The 19,740-nt window shown below is 55.0% G+C and carries 15 protein-coding genes and 1 pseudogene; 14 read left to right on the top strand and 2 right to left on the bottom strand.

Features of this window, described 5'->3' with window-relative positions; all coding sequences use genetic code 11:
• The first annotated feature begins 4 nt into the window (after positions 1 to 4).
• The 10 genes from ASH01S_RS14135 to ASH01S_RS14090 all read left to right on the top strand — a co-directional run bounded on the left by ASH01S_RS14135 (position 5) and on the right by ASH01S_RS14090 (position 13,495).
• Positions 5 to 1,321, top strand: coding sequence for a sn-glycerol-1-phosphate dehydrogenase (locus tag ASH01S_RS14135; RefSeq protein ID WP_067929097.1), 1,317 nt, complete (start codon positions 5 to 7; stop codon positions 1,319 to 1,321).
• Positions 1,322 to 1,414: 93 nt separating this feature from the next.
• The gene (locus tag ASH01S_RS14130; RefSeq protein ID WP_067929096.1) at positions 1,415 to 2,563 is read left to right on the top strand and encodes a GntR family transcriptional regulator; all 1,149 of its coding nucleotides are present in this window, start codon (positions 1,415 to 1,417) and stop codon (positions 2,561 to 2,563) included.
• A 420-nt stretch (positions 2,564 to 2,983) separates the two neighbouring features.
• The gene (locus tag ASH01S_RS14125; RefSeq protein ID WP_067929095.1) at positions 2,984 to 4,357 is read left to right on the top strand and encodes an ABC transporter substrate-binding protein; all 1,374 of its coding nucleotides are present in this window, start codon (positions 2,984 to 2,986) and stop codon (positions 4,355 to 4,357) included.
• A 75-nt stretch (positions 4,358 to 4,432) separates the two neighbouring features.
• The gene (locus ASH01S_RS14120; protein ID WP_067929094.1) at positions 4,433 to 5,329 is read left to right on the top strand and encodes a carbohydrate ABC transporter permease; all 897 of its coding nucleotides are present in this window, start codon (positions 4,433 to 4,435) and stop codon (positions 5,327 to 5,329) included.
• A 26-nt stretch (positions 5,330 to 5,355) separates the two neighbouring features.
• A complete protein-coding gene (locus ASH01S_RS14115; RefSeq protein ID WP_245629091.1) occupies positions 5,356 to 6,300 on the top strand; it encodes a carbohydrate ABC transporter permease in 945 nt (314 codons plus the stop codon).
• An 85-nt stretch (positions 6,301 to 6,385) separates the two neighbouring features.
• On the top strand, positions 6,386 to 7,909 hold the full coding sequence (gene arfA / locus ASH01S_RS14110) for an arabinosylfuranosidase ArfA (protein ID WP_067929093.1): 1,524 nt from the start codon (positions 6,386 to 6,388) through the stop codon (positions 7,907 to 7,909).
• Positions 7,910 to 8,576: 667 nt separating this feature from the next.
• Positions 8,577 to 9,662: an ABC transporter substrate-binding protein gene (locus ASH01S_RS14105; RefSeq protein ID WP_217996335.1), complete on the top strand. Its 1,086-nt coding sequence runs from the start codon at positions 8,577 to 8,579 to the stop codon at positions 9,660 to 9,662.
• Positions 9,663 to 9,785: 123 nt separating this feature from the next.
• Entirely contained in the window at positions 9,786 to 10,706 is a 921-nt protein-coding gene (locus ASH01S_RS14100) for a carbohydrate ABC transporter permease (protein ID WP_245629090.1), read from the top strand.
• A gap of 1 nt (position 10,707) precedes the next feature.
• Complete coding sequence (locus tag ASH01S_RS14095; protein ID WP_067929090.1) at positions 10,708 to 11,523, top strand: carbohydrate ABC transporter permease; 816 nt, start codon at positions 10,708 to 10,710, stop codon at positions 11,521 to 11,523.
• Between the two features lie 34 nt (positions 11,524 to 11,557).
• The gene (locus ASH01S_RS14090) at positions 11,558 to 13,495 is read left to right on the top strand and encodes a glycoside hydrolase family 127 protein (RefSeq protein ID WP_067929089.1); all 1,938 of its coding nucleotides are present in this window, start codon (positions 11,558 to 11,560) and stop codon (positions 13,493 to 13,495) included.
• 73 nt (positions 13,496 to 13,568) lie between these two features.
• On the opposite strand, the gene ASH01S_RS14085 is transcribed toward ASH01S_RS14090, so the two are convergent.
• Together ASH01S_RS14085 and ASH01S_RS14080 are read right to left on the bottom strand one after the other, a co-directional pair.
• A complete protein-coding gene (locus ASH01S_RS14085) occupies positions 13,569 to 14,489 on the bottom strand; it encodes an SDH family Clp fold serine proteinase (protein WP_083517197.1) in 921 nt (306 codons plus the stop codon).
• 398 nt (positions 14,490 to 14,887) lie between these two features.
• The gene (locus ASH01S_RS14080; RefSeq protein WP_067929087.1) at positions 14,888 to 15,658 is read right to left on the bottom strand and encodes an SDR family oxidoreductase; all 771 of its coding nucleotides are present in this window, start codon (positions 15,656 to 15,658) and stop codon (positions 14,888 to 14,890) included.
• Between the two features lie 246 nt (positions 15,659 to 15,904).
• Between ASH01S_RS14080 and ASH01S_RS14075 the strand changes: the two genes are divergently transcribed.
• The 4 genes and pseudogenes from ASH01S_RS14075 to ASH01S_RS14060 all read left to right on the top strand — a co-directional run bounded on the left by ASH01S_RS14075 (position 15,905) and on the right by ASH01S_RS14060 (position 19,445).
• The gene (locus tag ASH01S_RS14075; RefSeq protein ID WP_067929086.1) at positions 15,905 to 16,477 is read left to right on the top strand and encodes a helix-turn-helix domain-containing protein; all 573 of its coding nucleotides are present in this window, start codon (positions 15,905 to 15,907) and stop codon (positions 16,475 to 16,477) included.
• Positions 16,474 to 17,001, top strand: a complete 528-nt coding sequence (locus tag ASH01S_RS14070) for an IS630 family transposase (protein WP_067929085.1) — start codon at positions 16,474 to 16,476, stop codon at positions 16,999 to 17,001. Before ASH01S_RS14075 ends, ASH01S_RS14070 begins: the two co-directional genes overlap by 4 nt.
• Before the next feature lie 388 nt (positions 17,002 to 17,389).
• A pseudogene (locus ASH01S_RS14065) lies at positions 17,390 to 18,055 on the top strand (cytochrome P450 family protein); the annotation flags it as partial.
• 100 nt (positions 18,056 to 18,155) lie between these two features.
• Positions 18,156 to 19,445 carry an IS110 family RNA-guided transposase gene (locus ASH01S_RS14060; protein WP_067929083.1) on the top strand — a complete coding sequence of 430 codons (1,290 nt, stop codon included), beginning with the start codon at positions 18,156 to 18,158 and terminating at the stop codon, positions 19,443 to 19,445.
• Positions 19,446 to 19,740: the final 295 nt, after the last annotated feature.

The raw sequence follows: 19,740 nt of genomic DNA, 5'->3' as shown, positions 1-19,740 counted from the left end.
GGCCATGCTCACGGCACAAGCCTGGATAGGCCGGTCGGTCGCCTGTGCGTGCGGCCAAACGCATCACGTGCCGATTGAAAAGGTCTGCATCGGATCCGATATGCTGGAGCGCCTGAAGGCCTACGCCGCCGCCCAGCATGCGGAGGTCTGGCTGATTGTCAGCGACGCCAACACCCACCCGCTTCTCGGCGGGGCAACCGCATCCGCGCTGGCTGCGGCGGGCCACAAAGTAGATACGCACGTCTTCCCGGAGACGCATGACCTTTTGCCCGACCGGCCGCAGATTGAAGCGGTGCGGCGGCGCATTCGCGAGACGGGCGCGCAGGTGGCGGTGGCGGTGGGCAGCGGCGTCATCAACGACATCACCCGCTACGCCAGTTTCAAGGAGAGCATCCCCTATGTCGTCGTCGCCACCGCCCCGTCGATGGACGGGTACGCGTCCAGCGTGGCGGCGCTGCAGTTTGATGGCCTGAAGACGACCTTGCCGGCGCACACGGCGAGGGCGATTTTTGCCGATCCGTCCGTCCTCGCTAGAGCCCCGTGGGAACTGATTCAGGCTGGTTTTGGCGATCTCGTCGGCAAGACCATCTCCTTGCTGGATTGGAAGCTGGCGCACACCCTGTACCAGGAACCGCTCTGCGCGGCTGCCTACGAATTGGTGCAAAAGCCGCTCAAGGCGTGCATCGACGCGGCCGAAGGGCTGCGCAGCCGCGACGCCGAGGCGGTGCGGGAGCTGTTTTTAGGCCTGGTCAACGCCGGGGTGGCGATGGCGATGGTCGGCAACTCGCGTCCCTGCAGCGGCAGTGAGCACCACCTCTCCCACTTCTGGGACCTGCTCGCGTACAAGGGACGGCGCGCGCACGCCTCGCACGGGCACCAGGTCGGGTACGCCACCACGTGGATGATGAAGTTTTACCGGCTGCTCCCGCAGATTGACGAGCTGGTTCAGCCGCGGCCGCGCACATTGGATATGTCCTGGCGAGAGTGGGTGCGCGAGTTTTACGGCGACGGGGCGGAGACGGTGGAGGCCGCCCAGGCGCGCAAGGCCGAGCGTCTGGCCGCGCGCCAGGACCACTGGCGCGGGTGGAGCCGCAAGAGCATTCTCGCCGCTTTGCAGCCCGAGTTCTCCTGGTTCGCGCAGGTCGAGCGGGCGCTGGGGGTGATGGGCCTGGCGGACGCAGGCGCGCGGCTGGAGATTGACCGCCCCATCCTGCAGGAGACGTTCGAGCACGCATGGGAGCTGCGCGACAGGTACACCATCTTCGACTTTTTGGCCGGTCAAGACCGCATGGCGTGGGCAGTGGAGGCGGTGTTGGGGTAAAATTAGGAGTTGATTTTTGGTCCTGGATTTTGCGTGGGGGAGGGCTTGACCCAGAACGCCAGGACAGCGAGAACGGCCAGGGAGGGGCAGTTTGTGGAGAACAAAAAGACTTCCAAGCACCTGCAGGTGAGTGACACCATACGTGAATGGATTCAGGATGGGCGTTTCCAGCCCGGCGACCAACTGCCCACCGAGATTGAATTGGCCGAGGAATTCCGGGTCAGCCGCCATACAATTCGGCAGGCCATTTCGTCGCTGGCGTCGGCCGGTCTGATCAGCCGCGTGCAGGGCCGCGGCACCTTCGTCACCCAACCTCACGCTTCGCGCAGCTCCGTACCCACCCGGATGGTGGGCGTGCTGACCACGTATATCAACGACTATATCTTTCCCTCCATCATCCGCGGCATTGAGTCGGTGCTGAGTGAAGCCGGCTACTCCGTGCTGTTGTTCAGCACGTCTAACGATTTTGCCCGCGAGCGGGACGCCCTGCGGCGCATCTTGGAGACGCATGTGGACGGGCTGATTGTTGAACCGACGAAGAGCGCTGTGGCCAACCCGAACCTCGACTTGTATCTGCAGATTCTCGAACGCAACATCCCGATGGTCATGCTCCACGCCTCCTATCTCGAACTGTGCACGCCGACGATCCGCATTGACGATGTGGGGGCTGCGCAGACCATTACCCAGCACCTGATGGAACTGGGGCATACCCGCATCGGCGGGCTGTTCAAATCGGATGACGTCCAAGGCAAATTCCGCATGCGCGGCTTTTTGAAGGCCCTGAAGGCGCAGGGTTTACTGCCCGTATCGCGCTTTATTGCAATGTACGAGACGGAAACGCGGCACGAAGTTGTCGCTGCGCTCGCACAGCGTATCTTTGCAGCCGCGCCGGACACGCGCCCGGAAGCCGTGGTTTGCTATAACGACGAGGTGGCGTTTGAACTGGTGACCGCGCTCGGACAGCATGGCCTCCGGGTGCCCGAGGACGTGTCTATCGTTGGCTTTGACGACGCGCCCCTGGCCAGTGTCGGAGAAGTTCCGCTGACCACGATGACCCATCCCAAGACAGAGATGGGAATTGCCGCGGCACGGTTCATGGTGGAAGCCATACAGAATCCAGGGGGACTCGGGAGTGGCAAAGATGACCGTGACCATGTTCTGGGCTCGGAACTGATTGTCCGTCGATCGGCACGCGAAGTGGAAACCGCCTTTTCCGCCCCAACCAGCCACGACACGAATTGAATTTGCGTCCCCTCCAAAAGAGATCTTTCAGGCCCGGATGCGAGCGGGTTGGCATGGCCCCACAGTTACGTGGAGGCTAAGACATCCGTACAAATGTATGGTTTCCCGCTCTGTCCGGGCCCTCTTCACACCAATGTCCGAACCACCGCTATCGACACAAAAATTTGTACGTACAAAATGATTGACACTTTGGACTCTTGCGGATATTATCAATGTAAGCGGATAACATGCGAGGTTTCCCTGTTTTGTCGAGCCGGCAAGGTCGTGGAGGGAAGGCGGAAATAGGCTCATGGGTGCATAGATTCGTACAAATTAAGGGGGTAGATGAAGAGAATAGTTTCGTACCTTTTGAAGCGATTACGTTTCTGTGGTTTTGCAGAAGAAAGAATCGTCAGGTTAAATGAAAAGGGGGAGCACGGCATGAAGCTGAAAAACATCCTCTTCGGCGCTTCCGCCGCATTGGTGGCAATGGGGGCCGTGGCCGGCTGCGGATCGGCCCAAGGTGGCGGGTCCGGTTCATCCTCAACACAGAAGTTAAAGATCGATCCGAAGACGGGCTACCCGGAGTTTAAAAAGAACGCCACCATCACGTGGTGGAGCTGGGTTCCGAATGCCGCCGGGGAAGTGAAGATTTTCGAGAAATACTACCCAAACATCAAAGTCAAATTGGTCAATGCCGGCGCCGGAACCACCGAGTACACGAAGTTCAGCACGGTATTGCAATCGGGAAGCGGCGTTCCGGATGTGGTCATGCTGGAATACGATGTGATGCCGCAATACATTTCTTCCAACGCATTGGCGGACATTACTCCCTACGTGAAGAACTATAAAGACAAGTTCCCGCAGTGGGTGCTCAACCAGGTCACATACGACGGGCGCATCTACGGCGTACCGGAAGACACGGGGCCGCTTGGCTTGTTCTATCAAAAGAGTGTTTTCGACAAATACCACCTGAAGGTGCCGACCACGTGGGAGGAATACAAGCAGGAGGCGCTTGCCTTCCATAAGCAGAATCCAAAGGCCTACTTCACCTACTTTCTGAACAACGATGCGCAATGGATTCAGTCCTTGTTCTGGCAGGCTGGCGTCTCCCCCGTGCAGCGTGACGGGGACAGTTGGAAGGTCAACTTCACCGATCCAAAGATCGCCAAGGTCCTGAGCTACTGGAAAAGCCTTGTGGATGCCGGGGCGGTGGACTTCACGGCCTCCGGCCCTTCCTGGGAGAAGAACATCAACAACGGTGTTTATGCGACGGCGGTGGGAGCTGCTTGGTTTGACAGCGAGACGTTGGTGCCATGGGATCACAATCTGAGCCAGCACAAGTGGCACGTGGCGTTCATTCCCCAGTGGCAGGCTGGACAACATGTCGACGGTGATTTCGGCGGCTCGGTGCAAGCGGTGACAAAGGCGTCCAAGAACCAGGAGGCGGCGGCTATCTTCGCCACTTTCATCAACACGCAGGAGGAAGAGTTGAAGCATGACGTGTCGCCGGCCAAGACCGGTGGCGGCGGGCTGTTCCCGGCCAGCTCCGATGGATTCAAACTGGATCAGTTTAACGCTCCCAATCCGGCGTTGGACAACCAGCGGGCCAACAAAGAGGTGTTCGCGAAGGCTTCGTCGCAAGTCTACTCGGGATTCCAATGGAGCCCTTGGTCAACCTACGTTTTCAATCAGTTGACAAGTGAGTTGAGTAAGGCGTTCACCAACAAGGAGTCCATCCAGCAGGCGCTGCAAAATGTCCAGGACAAAGTTGTCACTTATGGCAAGTCCCAGGGCTACAAGGTGACCACTTAATCAGGCTGTGCTGTCCCGGGGCGGGATCTGTCGCCCTGCCCCGGGCAAGTCTCTACACATCGGGGTGGGAATGATATGGCAGCACAAACAATCCGGAACCGCATGCAGCCGTGGACGTTTCTGGCGCCCTTTCTGCTTCTTTTCGTGGCCTTCCTGTTGGTCCCTCTGATTTACGCGGTGTACATCAGTTTCTTTGTCCGTCGCATGGGAGTGCTCTACTTTGTCGGTTTCCAGAATTACATTACGGCCATACAGGACCATCAGTTTTGGGTGTCTATCGTCCGCGTGTTCTTTTACGGTGTTGTACAGGGAGTCATCATGATTGCTTTGGCCCTTCTGTTGGCACTCTTGCTTGATACCAAGTGGGCGAAGTTCAAATCGTTGTTTCGTCTGATGTTCCTGTTGCCTTACGCGGTGCCTGGCGTGTTTGCGTCCATTCTGTGGGGGTTCCTCTACTCCAAGTCGATGAACCCGCTGCTGCACAACCTCAAGTTCAATCCGCTCTCCAGCGGCTTTCTGCTTTACGCCATCGTCAACATCGCCACCTGGGAATGGGCAGGATACAACATGATTCTGTACATCGCCTCCTTGACCGGGGTCTCGACCGAGCTGTATGAAGCCGCCAAACTGGACGGTTGCGACGAGTGGCAACTGGCTCGTTTCATCAAACTGCCATTGCTGAAACCGACCATCGTGATGACCTGTATCCTCAGCTTTATCGGTTCCATGCAACTTTTCAATGAACCGTTCTTGTTGACGGCGCTAACACCGATCTCGCCAGACTTTACACCAAACATCTACATCTACAATATGGCCTTCTCGATGACCAACCTTCCGTATGCCGCGACCTTGTCGGTGTTTCTCGCGCTGATCACGATTCTGATCTCGGTCATCGCACTGACAGTGAACCGCCTGTGGCGGCGCCGCACGCCAACAGCAGGGGCGGGGGCCTCGGCCGCACCGGCGGCGTAAGTCAGTCAAGAGAGGGGGGTATACGAGTGGCACAGCACACGGGCAGCGCAACCGCGCAGATGAGGGAGCGTACGGGAGTAGTTCTGCCCCAAGCGAATTATCGGGCGGTTCGGGCAAAGACGGTGGCAACACAGTCAGTTGTGACGCTGATTTTATTTATACTCGCGTTTTACTTCATGTTACCTATCATCTGGATTTTGATTGCGTCGACGAAGAACGCGAAAGAACTCTCGTCCACGGGCATCTTCAGCTTGCCGAGCCACTTGCATTTCTTTGAAAATGTGCGCTTGCTCACGACGTATCAACACGGCGTGTATTGGATGTGGTTTCTTAACTCCGCCATCTACGCCGTCGCGGTGGCGGTGCTGACCTGTATCGTCTCGTCGATGGCCGGGTATGCTCTGGCCAAGTACGACTTTCGGGGGCGAAACGGCATCTTTTTGCTTGTTATCGCCTCTCTGATGATTCCAGGTACGGTCACCGCCATCCCGCTCTTCATTGTGGAGAAAGCGTTCAACCTGGTGGATACGTACACAGGGGTTATTTTCCCTTTGATTGCCAGTCCGTTTGGTGTGTACTTTCTCCGCATCTATATCCAAGATGTTGTTCCAAATGACCTGTTGGACGCTGCCCGCGTGGACGGTGCCTCTGCAGCGCGCACGTTCTGGAGCGTCGTGTTTCCGGTGATTCGCCCCGCGCTCGTCACGTTGTTTCTCATTAGCATGGTAGGCACCTGGAACAACTTTTTCCTGCCGTTGGTCTTGCTCAACAACCAGGACCTCTACCCGCTCCCAGTCGGCATCGAATCCTTGATGAGTCTGATCAACACTCCAGAGGCGGCCATGACCGTCCCATTGTATCCACTCATCATCACGGGGTCCCTGATCTCGATTGCACCGATGATCATCGGGTTCATCCTGTTCCGCAGACAAATTGTCACTGGCCTGACACAGGGGAGCGTGAAGCTTTAACTGACATCCGATTCTAAGTCGGTCGACGACAGTTCGACAGATCACATCGTTCCCCACACATCATCAACACAGGAGTGGTGACATCATGACAAAAGGAAAAGCCACGGTTACCCTCGATTCGCGCTATGTCCTGTCGGACGTGGATTCGCGTATTTACGGTTCCTTCATTGAGCACCTGGGCCGAGCCGTTTATGGAGGCATTTACGAGCCGGGGCATCCCACGGCGAACGAACAAGGGTTCCGCCAGGATGTAGCCGATATGGTGCGGGAACTGCAGGTCCCCATCGTCCGCTACCCGGGTGGCAATTTTGTTTCCGGGTACAATTGGGAGGATGGAGTGGGGCCGGTTGAAAACCGTCCAGTCCGTCTCGATCTCGCCTGGCGCTCGACGGAATCCAACCGGGTCGGTACGAACGAGTTCGTCGCCTGGGCCCGCCTGGTCGGGGCCGACGTGATGATGGCTGTCAACCTCGGCACGCGTGGCATCGACGCCGCCCGCAATCTGGTGGAGTATTGTAATCACCCGTCCGGATCGTACTGGAGCGACTTGCGCGTCTCGCATGGCTACCGAAATCCGCACGACATCAAGGTGTGGTGTCTGGGCAATGAGATGGATGGGCCATGGCAGATTGGCCACAAGACGGCGGATGAATATGGCCGCCTGGCGGCCGAGACGGCAAAAGCGATGAAGTGGGTGGACCCTGACATTGAACTGGTCGCCTGCGGCAGCTCCAATCGTCATATGGCCACATTCCCGGAGTGGGAGCGCATCGTCCTCGACCACACCTACGAGCATGTAGAGTACATCTCCATGCACACCTACTACGGCAACCGCGACGGGGACACGCCCAACTTCCTCGCCCAGTCGCTCGACATGGACGAATTCATCAAGACGGTGGTGGCTGCCTGCGATTACATCAAGGCGAAGAAGCGCAGCAAGAAGACGATGTATCTCTCTTTCGACGAGTGGAACGTCTGGTTCCACTCCAACGAGGCGGATAAGCAGATTCCCCCGTGGACGGTGGCGCCGCCATTGCTTGAGGACATCTACACCATGGAGGACGCGCTGCTGGTCGGCGCTATGCTTATCACGCTGCTCAAACACGCTGACAGGGTGAAGATGGCGTGTCTGGCGCAGCTGGTGAACGTGATTGCGCCTATCATGACGGAGAACGGCGGGCCGGCGTGGAAACAGACGATTTATTACCCGTACTTGCACGCATCGGTGTATGGGCGGGGAACGGTCCTGCAAACGTTGGTGGACAGCCCGAAGTACGACAGCAAGGACTTTACCGATGTGCCGTACGTGGACGCGGTGGCGGTGTGGAATCAGGATGGGGGCGATGTGACGCTGTTCGCGGTTAACCGCAACCTCACGGAATCAATCCCGCTTGAGTGCCGGCTTGGCAGCTTCGCCGGCTATCGGGTTGTGGAGCACCTGGTACTGCGCCACGACGACCTGAAGGCGAAGAATACGAGCGACAACCCGAACAACGTGGTGCCGACTGCCGTCAACCGCACTTCGCTCGACGGTGATACCTTGCACGCCAATCTGCAGCCGGCGTCGTGGAACGTGATTCGGTTGGCGTCGCAACCAACGGCAGGTTGATCAACGCGATCTCACTTGATATGAATACAGGGGCCCACAGGGATTCAACACAAATCTCTGTGGGCCACTTTTTGTTTCGGGGCGGGGATCATTGAGGAGTAGGCAGGGTGGATTAACTGATGTTTCTATGGAAGCGGCAGAATACCCGGGGCTCGACCTATCAATGTACGAACCATAATGGAATATAGGACAAATTTGTCCGTACAAAATTATTGACTATTGTTCGTCTGTCCACTATTATCAATGTAAGCGCACGACACGAGGCATAGCAAGGGAATTTCTTGTAGCGGATTCGAGATGTTCGTACAACTGTGGGGGGTGAAACCTTTTCATTACCAAACCAATTATGTGGGTGCGTGGGAAGAAGGGAGACTGTCCCGGTCTCTCCGAGCTCTTGCCGACACAAGTTTCTTGGTTGCGCATGGGGCATAAGAAAGCGATTTCGTGAATGGGTTATTATGCCATGTGAATTGGATGGGGGTAAGTGTCAATGCACAAGATGTATCGTTTGTCAGCCGTTCTATTGGGTGTAAGCATCCCTGTCGCCCTGGCCGGCTGTGGCGGAGGCAGTTCCGGTGAAAACAGTTCGGCGAATTCGTCTGGATCGGCGAAGGTCGTAAAAATCACGGAAATGGATTACTTCACAGATAGCAAGAGTTCGCGCGGGATGGACAACCTGATTAAGGAGTTTGAGAAAAGTCACCCGAATATTAAGATTGAGCGGACCCCGGTCCCTTATGAGCAGCTGCTTCCGAAATCGTTGCAAGAGGCCACGACTCACACACTTCCGACCATCTTGGTTACGGATAATCTGAACATCCCGACGATGGTATCTGCCGGGGCCATAACACCCCTCTCCAGGTTCGGCGAGGTTGACACATCTCAATACCTGGATGGACCGCTGTCAACAGTCACTTATGACGGGGAAATCTATGGGTTGCCGCTTGGGACCAATGATCTTGCCCTGTTTTACAATAAATCGCTTCTCGCGAAAGCGCATGTATCGCCGCCAAAGACCTGGGATGAGCTTTTGAATGTCGCCAAAAAGCTGAAATCCTCGTCAACTTATGGGCTGGCTTTTTCTGCTCCGAAGGACGAGCAGGCAACTTGGCAGTTTGCCCCGTTCCTGTGGACCAACGGCGGGAATTATACGCACTTTGATTCTCCACAGGCCATTCAAGCTTTGGAACTATGGACCAATCTCGTGAAGACGGGCGGTGCATCGAAGTCGGTCGTGAATTTCAGTCAAAATGAAGTATACAACGAATTCGCTGCTGGACGTGCGGCCATGATGGTGATGGGACCTTGGGAAGTGCCACCGCTGAAACAAACGAAGATTGACTATGGCGTTGTCCCGCTTCCGACACCTAAGGCTGGGCAGACTCCCATCAGCCCCATTGGCGGAGAGGACTGGACCATTACCTCAAGTGCGACTCCTGAGCAACAGAAGGCAGCCTGGACGTTTCTGCAGTGGACGCAGCAGAAAGACACACTGGAGAAGTTCGATGAGGCGATGGGATACATTCCGGCTCTAAAGTCCGCACTGACTGATTTTCAACAGAAGAATAAAGACTATGCTGTATTCGCCAAACAGCTGGAATCGTCAAGGGCTCTGACGAGCGGGTTGAGGGACAAGCTGCCCAATGTCACTGACGCCGTGACCACGGCCATTCAGCAGGCCTTGACGGGTGAACAGACCCCGGCTCAAGCAGCCCACCAGGCAGAATCGCAAATTAAATCCATTCTTGGCTAGTTTTTTAGGTGGCCCCGGGGGCGGCCGCGGACTGTGCAGCAAGCAATCCCGGGGCATTGACCAATCCCGCATTCAGGAGAAGGTGACCGGATGTCCTTATCGCGATATGGTGGGGTGTCGTCGATGAATGGGGTAGCGGTCTCGCGTCAGAGCAAGAGACAGAGATGGAAAAGGAACAGCGGCATGCGGCTTTTGTTCTTACTCCCGACCCTCATTTATTTGCTGGGCATTTTTCTTGTGCCGATTATCTACAATCTGGTGATGAGTTTCAGAAATTACACTGCAGCCTCCATTAACGGAAACGCGCCCTTTATTGGGCTCCAAAACTACATTGACGTATTTCGGATGCCTGCCATGGGCCAGACGTTGGTCAACACGATTGAATTTGTCGTCGGATCTATTGTGTTTCAAGCGATTATCGGAATGGCGCTTGCGTTGCTGTTCAACCGCAAGTTTCCTTTAAGTCAGCTGTTGCGCACACTGCTGTTAATTCCTTGGCTGCTGCCGCTGATTGTTTCCGGGACGGCTTTCAAATGGATATTTGACCAAAATCACGGCGTGCTCAACGCTGTCTTGCTGCATCTGCACATCATTCACGCTCCGCTTGGTTGGCTCGTATCGCCAAACCTGGCTTTGATATCGGTGATAATAACCAACATATGGGTCGGAATACCGTTTAACATGGTCCTGTTTCACAGTGGGCTGCAAAACATACCGGAGGAGCTTTATGAGGCAGCCGCTCTTGATGGCTGTAATAAATGGCAACAATTTTGGAGTATCACCGTACCGTCGCTGAAATCGGTCATTGCCATCGTGTTGATGCTAGGGCTGATTTACACTCTGAAGGTCTTTGACGTCATCATGGTCCTGACGGGTGGCGGACCTGCCAATGCGTCGCAGATTCTTTCCACCTGGTCCTATGATCTCTCGTTCCAGAATATGCAATTCGGTCAAGGCGCAGCCGTCGGCAACATCATGATACTGATTTCGTTGATCTTCTGCTTTATCTATATGCGGGCCACGCGCCAGTCGGAGGTGAACTGAGTTGATTAAGAGAAAGATTCACCTAACTATCGTGGCCATCCTGGTTACAGCGGTCATGCTGTTTCCATTGTACTGGACAATTATCTCGTCGCTCGAGACGAATGATCAAATATTCCATCAACCCCCCTATTTCTTCCCGCCCACACCAGAGTTCGTGGCCTACGCCCATGTCTTTGTAGAACAATTGCCACACTTGCAGACAAGCCTGATTGTCGCTGGAGGCACCACTCTTTTGTCTCTATTTGTCGCAGCACCAGCAGCCTACGCGATTGCCCATTTTCGCTGGCGTGGAGTCGGTGCGCTGATTGTCGCTCTGTTGATCTCTCAGATGATTCCCGGTGTTTCTCTCGCCAACGCTCTTTTCATCTTGTTCAACAAGGTAGGCTTGTTGAACAGCTACCTAGGCTTGATATTGGCTGACTGTTCGTTTTGCATACCTTTCAATATCCTGATTCTACGAGCTTTTATGGAGTCCATACCAAAAGACATTTCTGAGGCCGCTCTGGTGGATGGTGCCGGGGAGGTGCGCACGTTCGCAAGTGTCATCCTTCCCATTAGTAAATCGGCGTTGATCACCGCGGGCCTGTTTGCGTTCTTGTTTGGCTGGGGCGACTTCCTGTTCGCGGTAACCATGATGACACAAGACGCTATCCAACCCATTACGGTCAGCTTGTATTCGTACATCAGCCAATACAGTCAGTCTTGGAATGAAATGATGGCTGCCGCTGTCTTGGCCTCCATTCCAGCGGCGTTCCTACTCTTAGTATCGCAGCGCTACATCACGGCCGGTATGACGAGCGGCTCTGTGAAAGGCTGATTTCATTGCATGTCCAAACAGGGAGGGTGCAACTATGAGTGCAAGTGTAACCACCGGCTCCTTCTCCGTCCGCATCCAAGACCCGTTCTGGTCCCCCAAACAGGCTCTTGTCCGCGACGTGGTCATCCCCTATCAGTGGCAAGCGCTCAACGACCAGGTGCCGGGCGTGGAGCCGAGCCACACCATCGAAAACTTCCGCATCGCCGCGGGTGAGGCGGACGGCGACTATTACGGCATGGTGTTCCAGGACAGCGATCTCTACAAATGGCTGGAGGCGGTCGGCCACACGCTGGCGAACGAACGGGACGAAGAGCTGGAAAGGAAGGCGGACGAGGCCATTGATCTGCTGGCCCGGGCGCAGCAGCCGGACGGCTACTTGAACACGCACTACACGCTGACCAAGCCGGACAAGCGCTGGACCAATCTGCGCGACGATCACGAGCTGTACTGTGCGGGCCACCTGATAGAGGCGGCGGTGGCGTATTACCAGGCCACAGGCAAGCGCAAGCTGCTGGACATCGCGTGCCGCTTCGCCGACTATATCAACCGGGTGTTTGGCCACGGGCCGGGGAAGATTCCGGGCTATCCGGGGCATGAGGAAATCGAGCTGGCGCTGATTAAGCTCTACCGCGCGACCGGCAACAGGACGTATCTCGACCTCGCCCTGTACTTCATCGAGGAGCGGGGGCGACAGCCGCACTATTTCCAAATCGAGGCGGAGAAGCGCGGGGAGACGACCCCATTCCGGTTCGGGTTTGAGTATTCGCAGTCGCACCTGCCCGTCCGCGAGCAGACGGAGGCCATCGGCCACGCAGTGCGGGCGATGTATTTCTACACGGCGGTGGCCGACGCGGCGCGGGAGACCGGGGACATGTCGTTGCTCGACGCGTGTCGGCGGCTTTGGAACAGCGTCGTGCAGAAGAAGATGTATGTCACCGGAGGCATCGGATCATCCGCGGACAATGGGGAGGCGTTCACCACCGATTACGACCTGCCCAATGATACCGCCTACACCGAGACGTGCGCGGCGATTGGTCTGGTGTTTTTCGCCCAACGTATGCTTCAGGCTGAACCTCGACGCGAATACGCGGACGTGATGGAGCGGGCGCTGTTCAACGGCGTGCTCGCCGGGATGTCGCTCGACGGGCGCCGCTACTTCTACGTGAATCCGCTGGAGGTGTGGCCTTCCGCCTGCGACTACCGGGCCGACATGCACAGCGTCAAATACGAGCGCCAGGGGTGGTTTGGCTGCGCCTGCTGCCCGCCCAACATCGCCCGGCTCCTGGCCTCATTGGGGCAGTACGTGTACACCACAGACGCCGCCAAGGAGACTATTTATGCGCATTTGTACATCGGATCGAGCGTGAGTGTCGAGGTGGCCGGCGGCAAGCAGGTGACGCTAGTGCAGGAGTCGCAGCTGCCCTGGCAGGGGCGGATCCGTCTCACCGTCCACCTAGACGATCCGGCTGCGTTCACGCTGGCGCTGCGTCTGCCTGGGTGGTGCCTTACCCCGGCGCTACGGGTAAACGGCGAGGCGGTCGATCCGGCCGACGCGGCAGACGGGTACGCGCGCCTGAATCGCACATGGGCGTGCGGCGATGTGATTGAGCTGGACCTGCCGATGCAGCCGTTGCGCATATATCCGCACCCGGAGCTGCGCGAGGACGCGGGCAAGGTGGCGCTGCAATACGGGCCCATCGTGTACTGCCTGGAAGAGGCGGACAACGGGGCGAATCTGCGCGACCTCACGCTGCCGCGGGAGGCGGCGATTGCGGCCAAGTACGAGCCCGACCTGCTGGGCGGGGTGGTCGTGCTGGAGAGCACCGGGTACAAATCGGCTGCGCCGGCCGGCGCGGCGCTCTATTCGTACGAGCCGCCCTCGCGCGAGGAGACCCTCATCCGGGCCATCCCGTACTACGCTTGGGCCAACCGCGGACCGGGCGAGATGACGGTCTGGATTCGCGAGGCGTAGCCGGCCATAGCAACCTCTTCAAAATCGGCCCTTATCTGCGGTCTCAACCCGTTTGTTGTCACCGAGGTGATTACTACTTCCACCACAATCGTCTGTCGTCATTATTGTTCCTGCCGTCGTATGGGGTCGGAACATACTGAACGCTCGGCCGCCGCTGTGCAGGTTGTGGGTATAATTCCATGAGCTCGTATACCTCTCGCGGTAAGTTCACCTGCACAGGCAGGCCGAGGTTGCGGAGCTTGTCGATCGTAATCGGGTAATCGTGTGTCCACAGCCCGGAGGACAGTGCGTGAGCCACTTCTCGCGCACGCTCTGCGTCCATCTTTTCCTCAAGGAGGCCGATTAGAAACGACTCGACTTGACGCAGGGCTTTACGAGCCATATCGATGAGCACGAGGGTCTCGTCCTTGATTTCCTGCAGAGGCTTTTGCATCGCCACCTCAACGAGCGAGGCGGCTGGATACTGGCCAAGTTGCGGATCGACCGGGCCGAGCACCGCGTTCTCGTCGACTACGATCTCGTCCGCCGACAGTGCAATCATGGTTCCACCTGACATGGCGTAGTGCGGCACGAACACGGTTACTTTGGCGGGATGGCGGCTGAGCGCATAAGCGATTTGTTCTGACGCTAGAACTAACCCGCCCGGTGTGTGGAGGATGAGGTCGATCGGCATTGAATCGGGGGTCAACCGGATTGCACGTAGGATCTGCTCGGAATCCTCGATAGAGATGTAGTTACGCAGGGGGATACCGAAGAAGCTGATTGTCTCCTGCCGGTGAATGAGCGTAATCACGCGTGTCTGACGACGCCTCTCCAGATAGCGGATGGTTCGGATGCGATGCATGTTGATCCAGTATTGCCGCCACACGGGGATAAGCGTCCAAATGAAAAGGAGAATCCAAAACCACATACCCCACACCTCACCTACATTCTCCCTAAAAGCGGTAGCGGATATTCCGTAACGTGACAATCGTTTATGGAGTTGGCAAGGCATTACGAATTAGAGAGCTTTCGCAAGGCGGCTTCTTCACTGACCGAGATGTACTTGGTGGACGATGAGCCGACTCAATTTTCTGTTTAAATCGTTCACGTCTCTGGTCCCATGGTGAGTGTGAATGCCACACCACTGTCGCTTCTGAACGAGGCCTGTGAGAAATTGGAGAAGATGATGGACGTTCTGCATGTAAACTCGTGACCCGTTCAGCAGACCCTAATTTGTTCTGGTTTCGCTTCTTGGAGATGTTCAAGGTCGCTGGAAAAGGCGGCAGAACTTCAAGTTCTTGACTTACTGCGCTAACGTTCCCGTTAGTTGAAGAAGCCTCGCCGTACATAGAACATGGACATCCGGCAACGGATGACACCGAATGTCCATTTCATACCACATCTTCAATCTTAATCCCAAAATCCTCCGTCGGAGTGAATGATCTGTCCTGTAATCCATTGCGCATCATCACTCGCCAAGAAAGCGATCAATTTTGCAACATCTTCGGGTGTCCCAATCCGTCCCATTGGAAACTTGGGAAGGAGTAAATCTCTGATTTCGTCTGTCATCCACCCGGAATCGGTCGGGCCGGGATCAACTGCATTGACTGTCACGCCAAGAGATGCCACTTCCCGCGCCAAACATTGAGTAAAGATAGAAATGGCACCCTTTGTAGTTTCATAGGCAATGTTACCTGGTGTTGGCGTTTTTTCCTGCCCAGAAACTAATTTAATGATCCTTCCTCCGAAAGTGCCATATCGTTGAACAAAATGGGTAGACAGCATGCAAGTACTGCGCACGTTGACTGGATAGTGCATGTCGAGAATTTCACTGGTCATCTCACGGTAACTCACTTCTTGGCAATGAGCTGCATTATTCACCAGGATCGCAGGCGTTCCGAGAGAGTCCTCTACCGCGTCAAGAAGTCGTTCATATGCATCCCGGTCTGCCAGGTTAATACTCAATTGACTGGATTTCACGCCCAGTTTCGATAGCTCTTTTTCAAACAAACCAGGAAAGGATTCATCTCCTCCATACTCCTGGGTTTCATCAAACGGAACCCAATCAGTGAAAAAGATGTTTGCTCCTTCCGATGCTAATGCCTTGCAGATAGCCGTGCCAATTCCTTTACGGCGGCTTACTCCTGTAACGATTGCAATTCTGTCCTGTAGGCGATTCATTAGTGTTGCCCCCCGTTCGTATAAGGGAGCCTGGAATGGAGTTACTGGAGATGAAAAGTCCCACCTAAGAAGGACGAAACATACGCAAGTAAGTATCTCAGTGGGCAATTGTAATTCCACCATGCATCCCTTGTATGGTTAAAGAATAGGTACACAGACCACATGCGTAACAGATGTGGGTTATGGTACTTATCCATCTAGTGCCCCTTCAGGGAACGTAGTTTGAGGAAAGTGGAGGATTAACCAGTGGAATGGAGAATATCACCAACGGTGGTGATATTCATGTGCCTGTATGTCCGTGAATTGAGCCCTGCCGAGGGTAACAGATTGGTTCGTATTGTCCGTAAGGGGTCCAATCCGGTCTCCGTGCGTAGAGCACTGGTCGTCCTGGCTTCTGCTCAACGAATAAAGGTCCCCGAAATCTCACGACTCTATCACTTGTCGGAAGAACATGTCCGCCATGTGATTCACGCATTTAACGAGCAAGGCTTTGAGGCTCTTCAACCCCGCTATGGTGGTGGACGCCCCAGGACGTTCACCGACGAAGAGCGTGCTGGCATCATCGAGTTGGCACAAACGCCACCTAAGGTTCTGGGATTGCCGTTTACGACGTGGTCGCTGAGCAAACTCAAGCAGGCCGTCGAACAAAAAGGGATCGTTCGTTCGATTAGTATCGAAACCATCCGGGTCATCTTGAGTCAAGCGGACATAACCTATCAACACACGAAGACCTGGAAAGCATCAAACGATCCAGAGTTCGAGAGTAAAAAAAACGAATCCAGTCGCTGTACAACAATCCACCCAAGGACGGACGATTGATCTATCTGGACGAATTCGGACCGCTGTCGATCCAGCCATTTGCGGGTCGAGGGTGGTTCGTAAAACGTAAGCCCAACCGGTTACCGGCAACTTACCATCGGACGCACGGTGTTCGTCACCTTCTGGCTGCACTGGACTTGAAATCCGACAAATTGTATGGGCATGTCTCGGACTCGAAAAAGCATCAAGACATCCTGCGTTTTCTCAAGGTGCTGCGCCGTCGTTATCACTGTTCCGAGCGGCTGTACATCATCCTGGACAACTTTTCGCCGCACAAGCATGAGCGTGTCCGAAACTGGGCGGTCGAGAACAATGTGGAATTGGTCTACACACCGACACACGCATCGTGGCTCAATCGGATTGAGTGTCATTTCGGTCCGTTGCGCAAGTTTGTGCTCAGTGGCAGCAACCATGAGGACCACAAGGCACTTGCTGACGCAATTCGGGCATATATTCGCTGGCGCAATAAGCACAGGAGAAACGCTAGCCTTCTACGGGAACAAAAGAAGATCAAGGTTGCCTGAAGGGGCACTAGCTCAACCAAAGCATTATATGATACTGGTTGCTTCGCCGTACGTTTTAACTCGTTTCGCCAATGATCTCAGTACAGCCTAGCTTGGACAGTCACAACCCTTTCCTTTACAAAAATTTCTGTGCTGTTCAGGGGATATCGACAGCCATGAACTACACGGATAAAGCCGGAGGCTTACAGGTATAGTATGAGTATGGTTCCACGTTGGCTGGCAACACCACGGCATGTACGAGAAGTGTTATGGGCAAAGTATTATGGGCATCGTCGAACACAAGCACCCGGGAAACCGGGATCTCCGTTTTCGGACCTTTTTCACTGTTTAATTCGAAGCCCCGAGAACTGTAAAGCGCTATTGGGAAGAAGAGGAGAAGATAAGTTTAATGAATGAACAAGTCCCTCATGATAACAGTCTCGACAACAGTCTCGCTCTAAAACAAGAGGGGTATCTGTTTATTAAAAACAGGGTTGACCGATATCAATCTGATGTATTTCAAGCACGTTTGATGCTGCAAAATGTAATTTGTATAAGTGGCGAAGAAGCGGCGAAGTTGTTTTACGATCCAGAACGGTTTCAACGAAAGGATGCCGTGCCAAAACGGGTACAAAGAACGTTGTTTGGCGAGAACGGAGTCCAGGCTTTAGATGGTGACGCGCATATTCTCCGCAAGCGTCTTTTTCTGTCGCTGATGACTCCGCCACAGCAAAAACGGTTGGCTGAGCTTGCTAGGGAGCAGTGGCAGGCTTCTATCAGCAAATGGGAAGGTGCCAAGAAGGTTGTACTTTTTGATGAAGCAAAGAATATTTTATGCCGGATAGCATGTCATTGGGCGGGCGTTCCGCTACAGGAATCCGAAGTAAAAGAGCGGGCGGACGACTTTATTGCCATGGTTTATGCGTTCGGAGCGATTGGGCGTCGGCACTGGAAAGGAAAAAGCGCAAGAGCCAGAGCCGAAAAGTGGATCAGAAAGGTCATAGAAGATGTCCGAGCCGATAAACTGAAGGTTGATAAAGGTTCAGCACTTTATGCCATGGCATTTCATAAGCAGTCCTGTAATGAAGCAATTTGAGGTTTGATAGATTAAAAAACCTCCTGGTATCGTGGTAGTTGCCGAGACCAACACGAATACACAGGAGGGTGAAGCAACAATGGCAAGGAATGTGAACGCTAAGATTAAACGCATCACCGAGGGAACGCTCGTTGTCGGTATCGACATCGCCAACTACACGCACGTTGCAAGAAGCGTTGATTGGCGAGGCATCGAGCTAGGTAAGCCACTCTCCTTCGAGAATACCAGGGATGGACTCGATAATCTAGAGCGGTGGCTGGAAGCACTGAAACGTTCTCACGCCAAGGACGATGTGTTGGTGGGGATGGAGCCAACGGGCCACTATTGGATGACGCTAGCTCAGCATTTGCGAGAACGAGGCATCCCGGTAGTTCATGTGAATCCGTCGCACGTCAAGAAGAGCAAGGAGTTGGATGACAACTCACCGACGAAGAACGACGTGAAGGATGCACTCACGATTGCACGCCTCATCAAGGACGGTCGGTACGCAGAGCCGATCATTCCACTCGGTGTGTATGCCGAACTACGGGGGGGTATGAACCAACGGGAGCGCCTCATGGAGGACCTGCAGCGAGTCAAATGCCGTATTCAAAATTGGCTAGACCGCTTCTTCCCGGAGTTTGTACCGACAGTGTTCAAGGAGTGGGATGGCAAGGCGGCGCTGGCTGTGTTGCGTAAAGCTTGGCTACCTGTGGATATCTCTGTAATGACGCCAGAGGATATTGTCCACATGTGGAGGGAGGCGGATATCAAAAGGGGCGTTGGACTGAAGGCGGCGAAGAAACTTGTGAACACTGCACAGAGCTCCATTGGGCTGCGACAAGGGGTAACCATGGCCCGTCAGGAGCTGCAGTTCCTGATGAGTCAATATGACCTGATTAGGCAGCAGTTGGACCAACTTGAGGCTCAGATCGCTCAACTGCTGGTGAAGATTCCGGGTGCTCAACAAATGCTTCGGATACCAGGTCTCGGGTTATCCACAGTTGCCGGATTCTTGGCCGAGGTCGGAGACCTGTCGTTGTTCACAAGCTGGCACCAGATTCGCAAACTGGCGGGGCTTAACCTGAAGGAAGACAGCTCCGGGATACACAAGGGCAAGACTGTCATCAGCAAACGAGGCCGGTCACGGCTGCGGGCACTGCTCTACCGAGGCGTGTTTCAACTGGTGGCGACGAACTCAGAGTTCAAGCTACTACACCAGCACTTCAAGACTCGTGTGGATAACCCGCTCAAGCCCAAACAGTCGCTCATTGCTCTCTGTGGAAAACTGATACGCATTCTGTACACGATGGGTACACGGCATGTGGATTACGATCCCGTCCGAGCTCTTGGGCCGGCCTATCGGGCGCTCACATCCCAGGCTGCTTGATCAAACGGGGATCACCGACCGACTCGTTCGCTGGAAACATCGCACAAGAGTGACCTGCATTTGACAAACGTATAGCACGGAGAAGCCGGCAGACATTTTCTCCATTCGGGCATCGACCCTGTACGTAAGCTCAGCTGGCCTCCACCCTTTCGACAGGTCGTACGAAGGACTGCTGAGGGCGTTAGACCCTGTGAGACATGAGAGGGTAAACCACGAAAGCATTTGGTGGAGATCCGAGGTGCGTACCATAATTTACAAGGCGGTGCTACACCGTCTAGTTTGGTACACCCTCAAA

The sequence above is a fragment of the Alicyclobacillus shizuokensis NBRC 103103 genome (genome assembly GCF_001552255.1).
GTDB classification, from domain to species: Bacteria; Bacillota; Bacilli; order Alicyclobacillales; family Alicyclobacillaceae; genus Alicyclobacillus_G; species Alicyclobacillus_G shizuokensis.
Note: the sequence above shows the minus strand (reverse complement) of the source record. Positions and strands in the feature narration are given on the sequence as shown.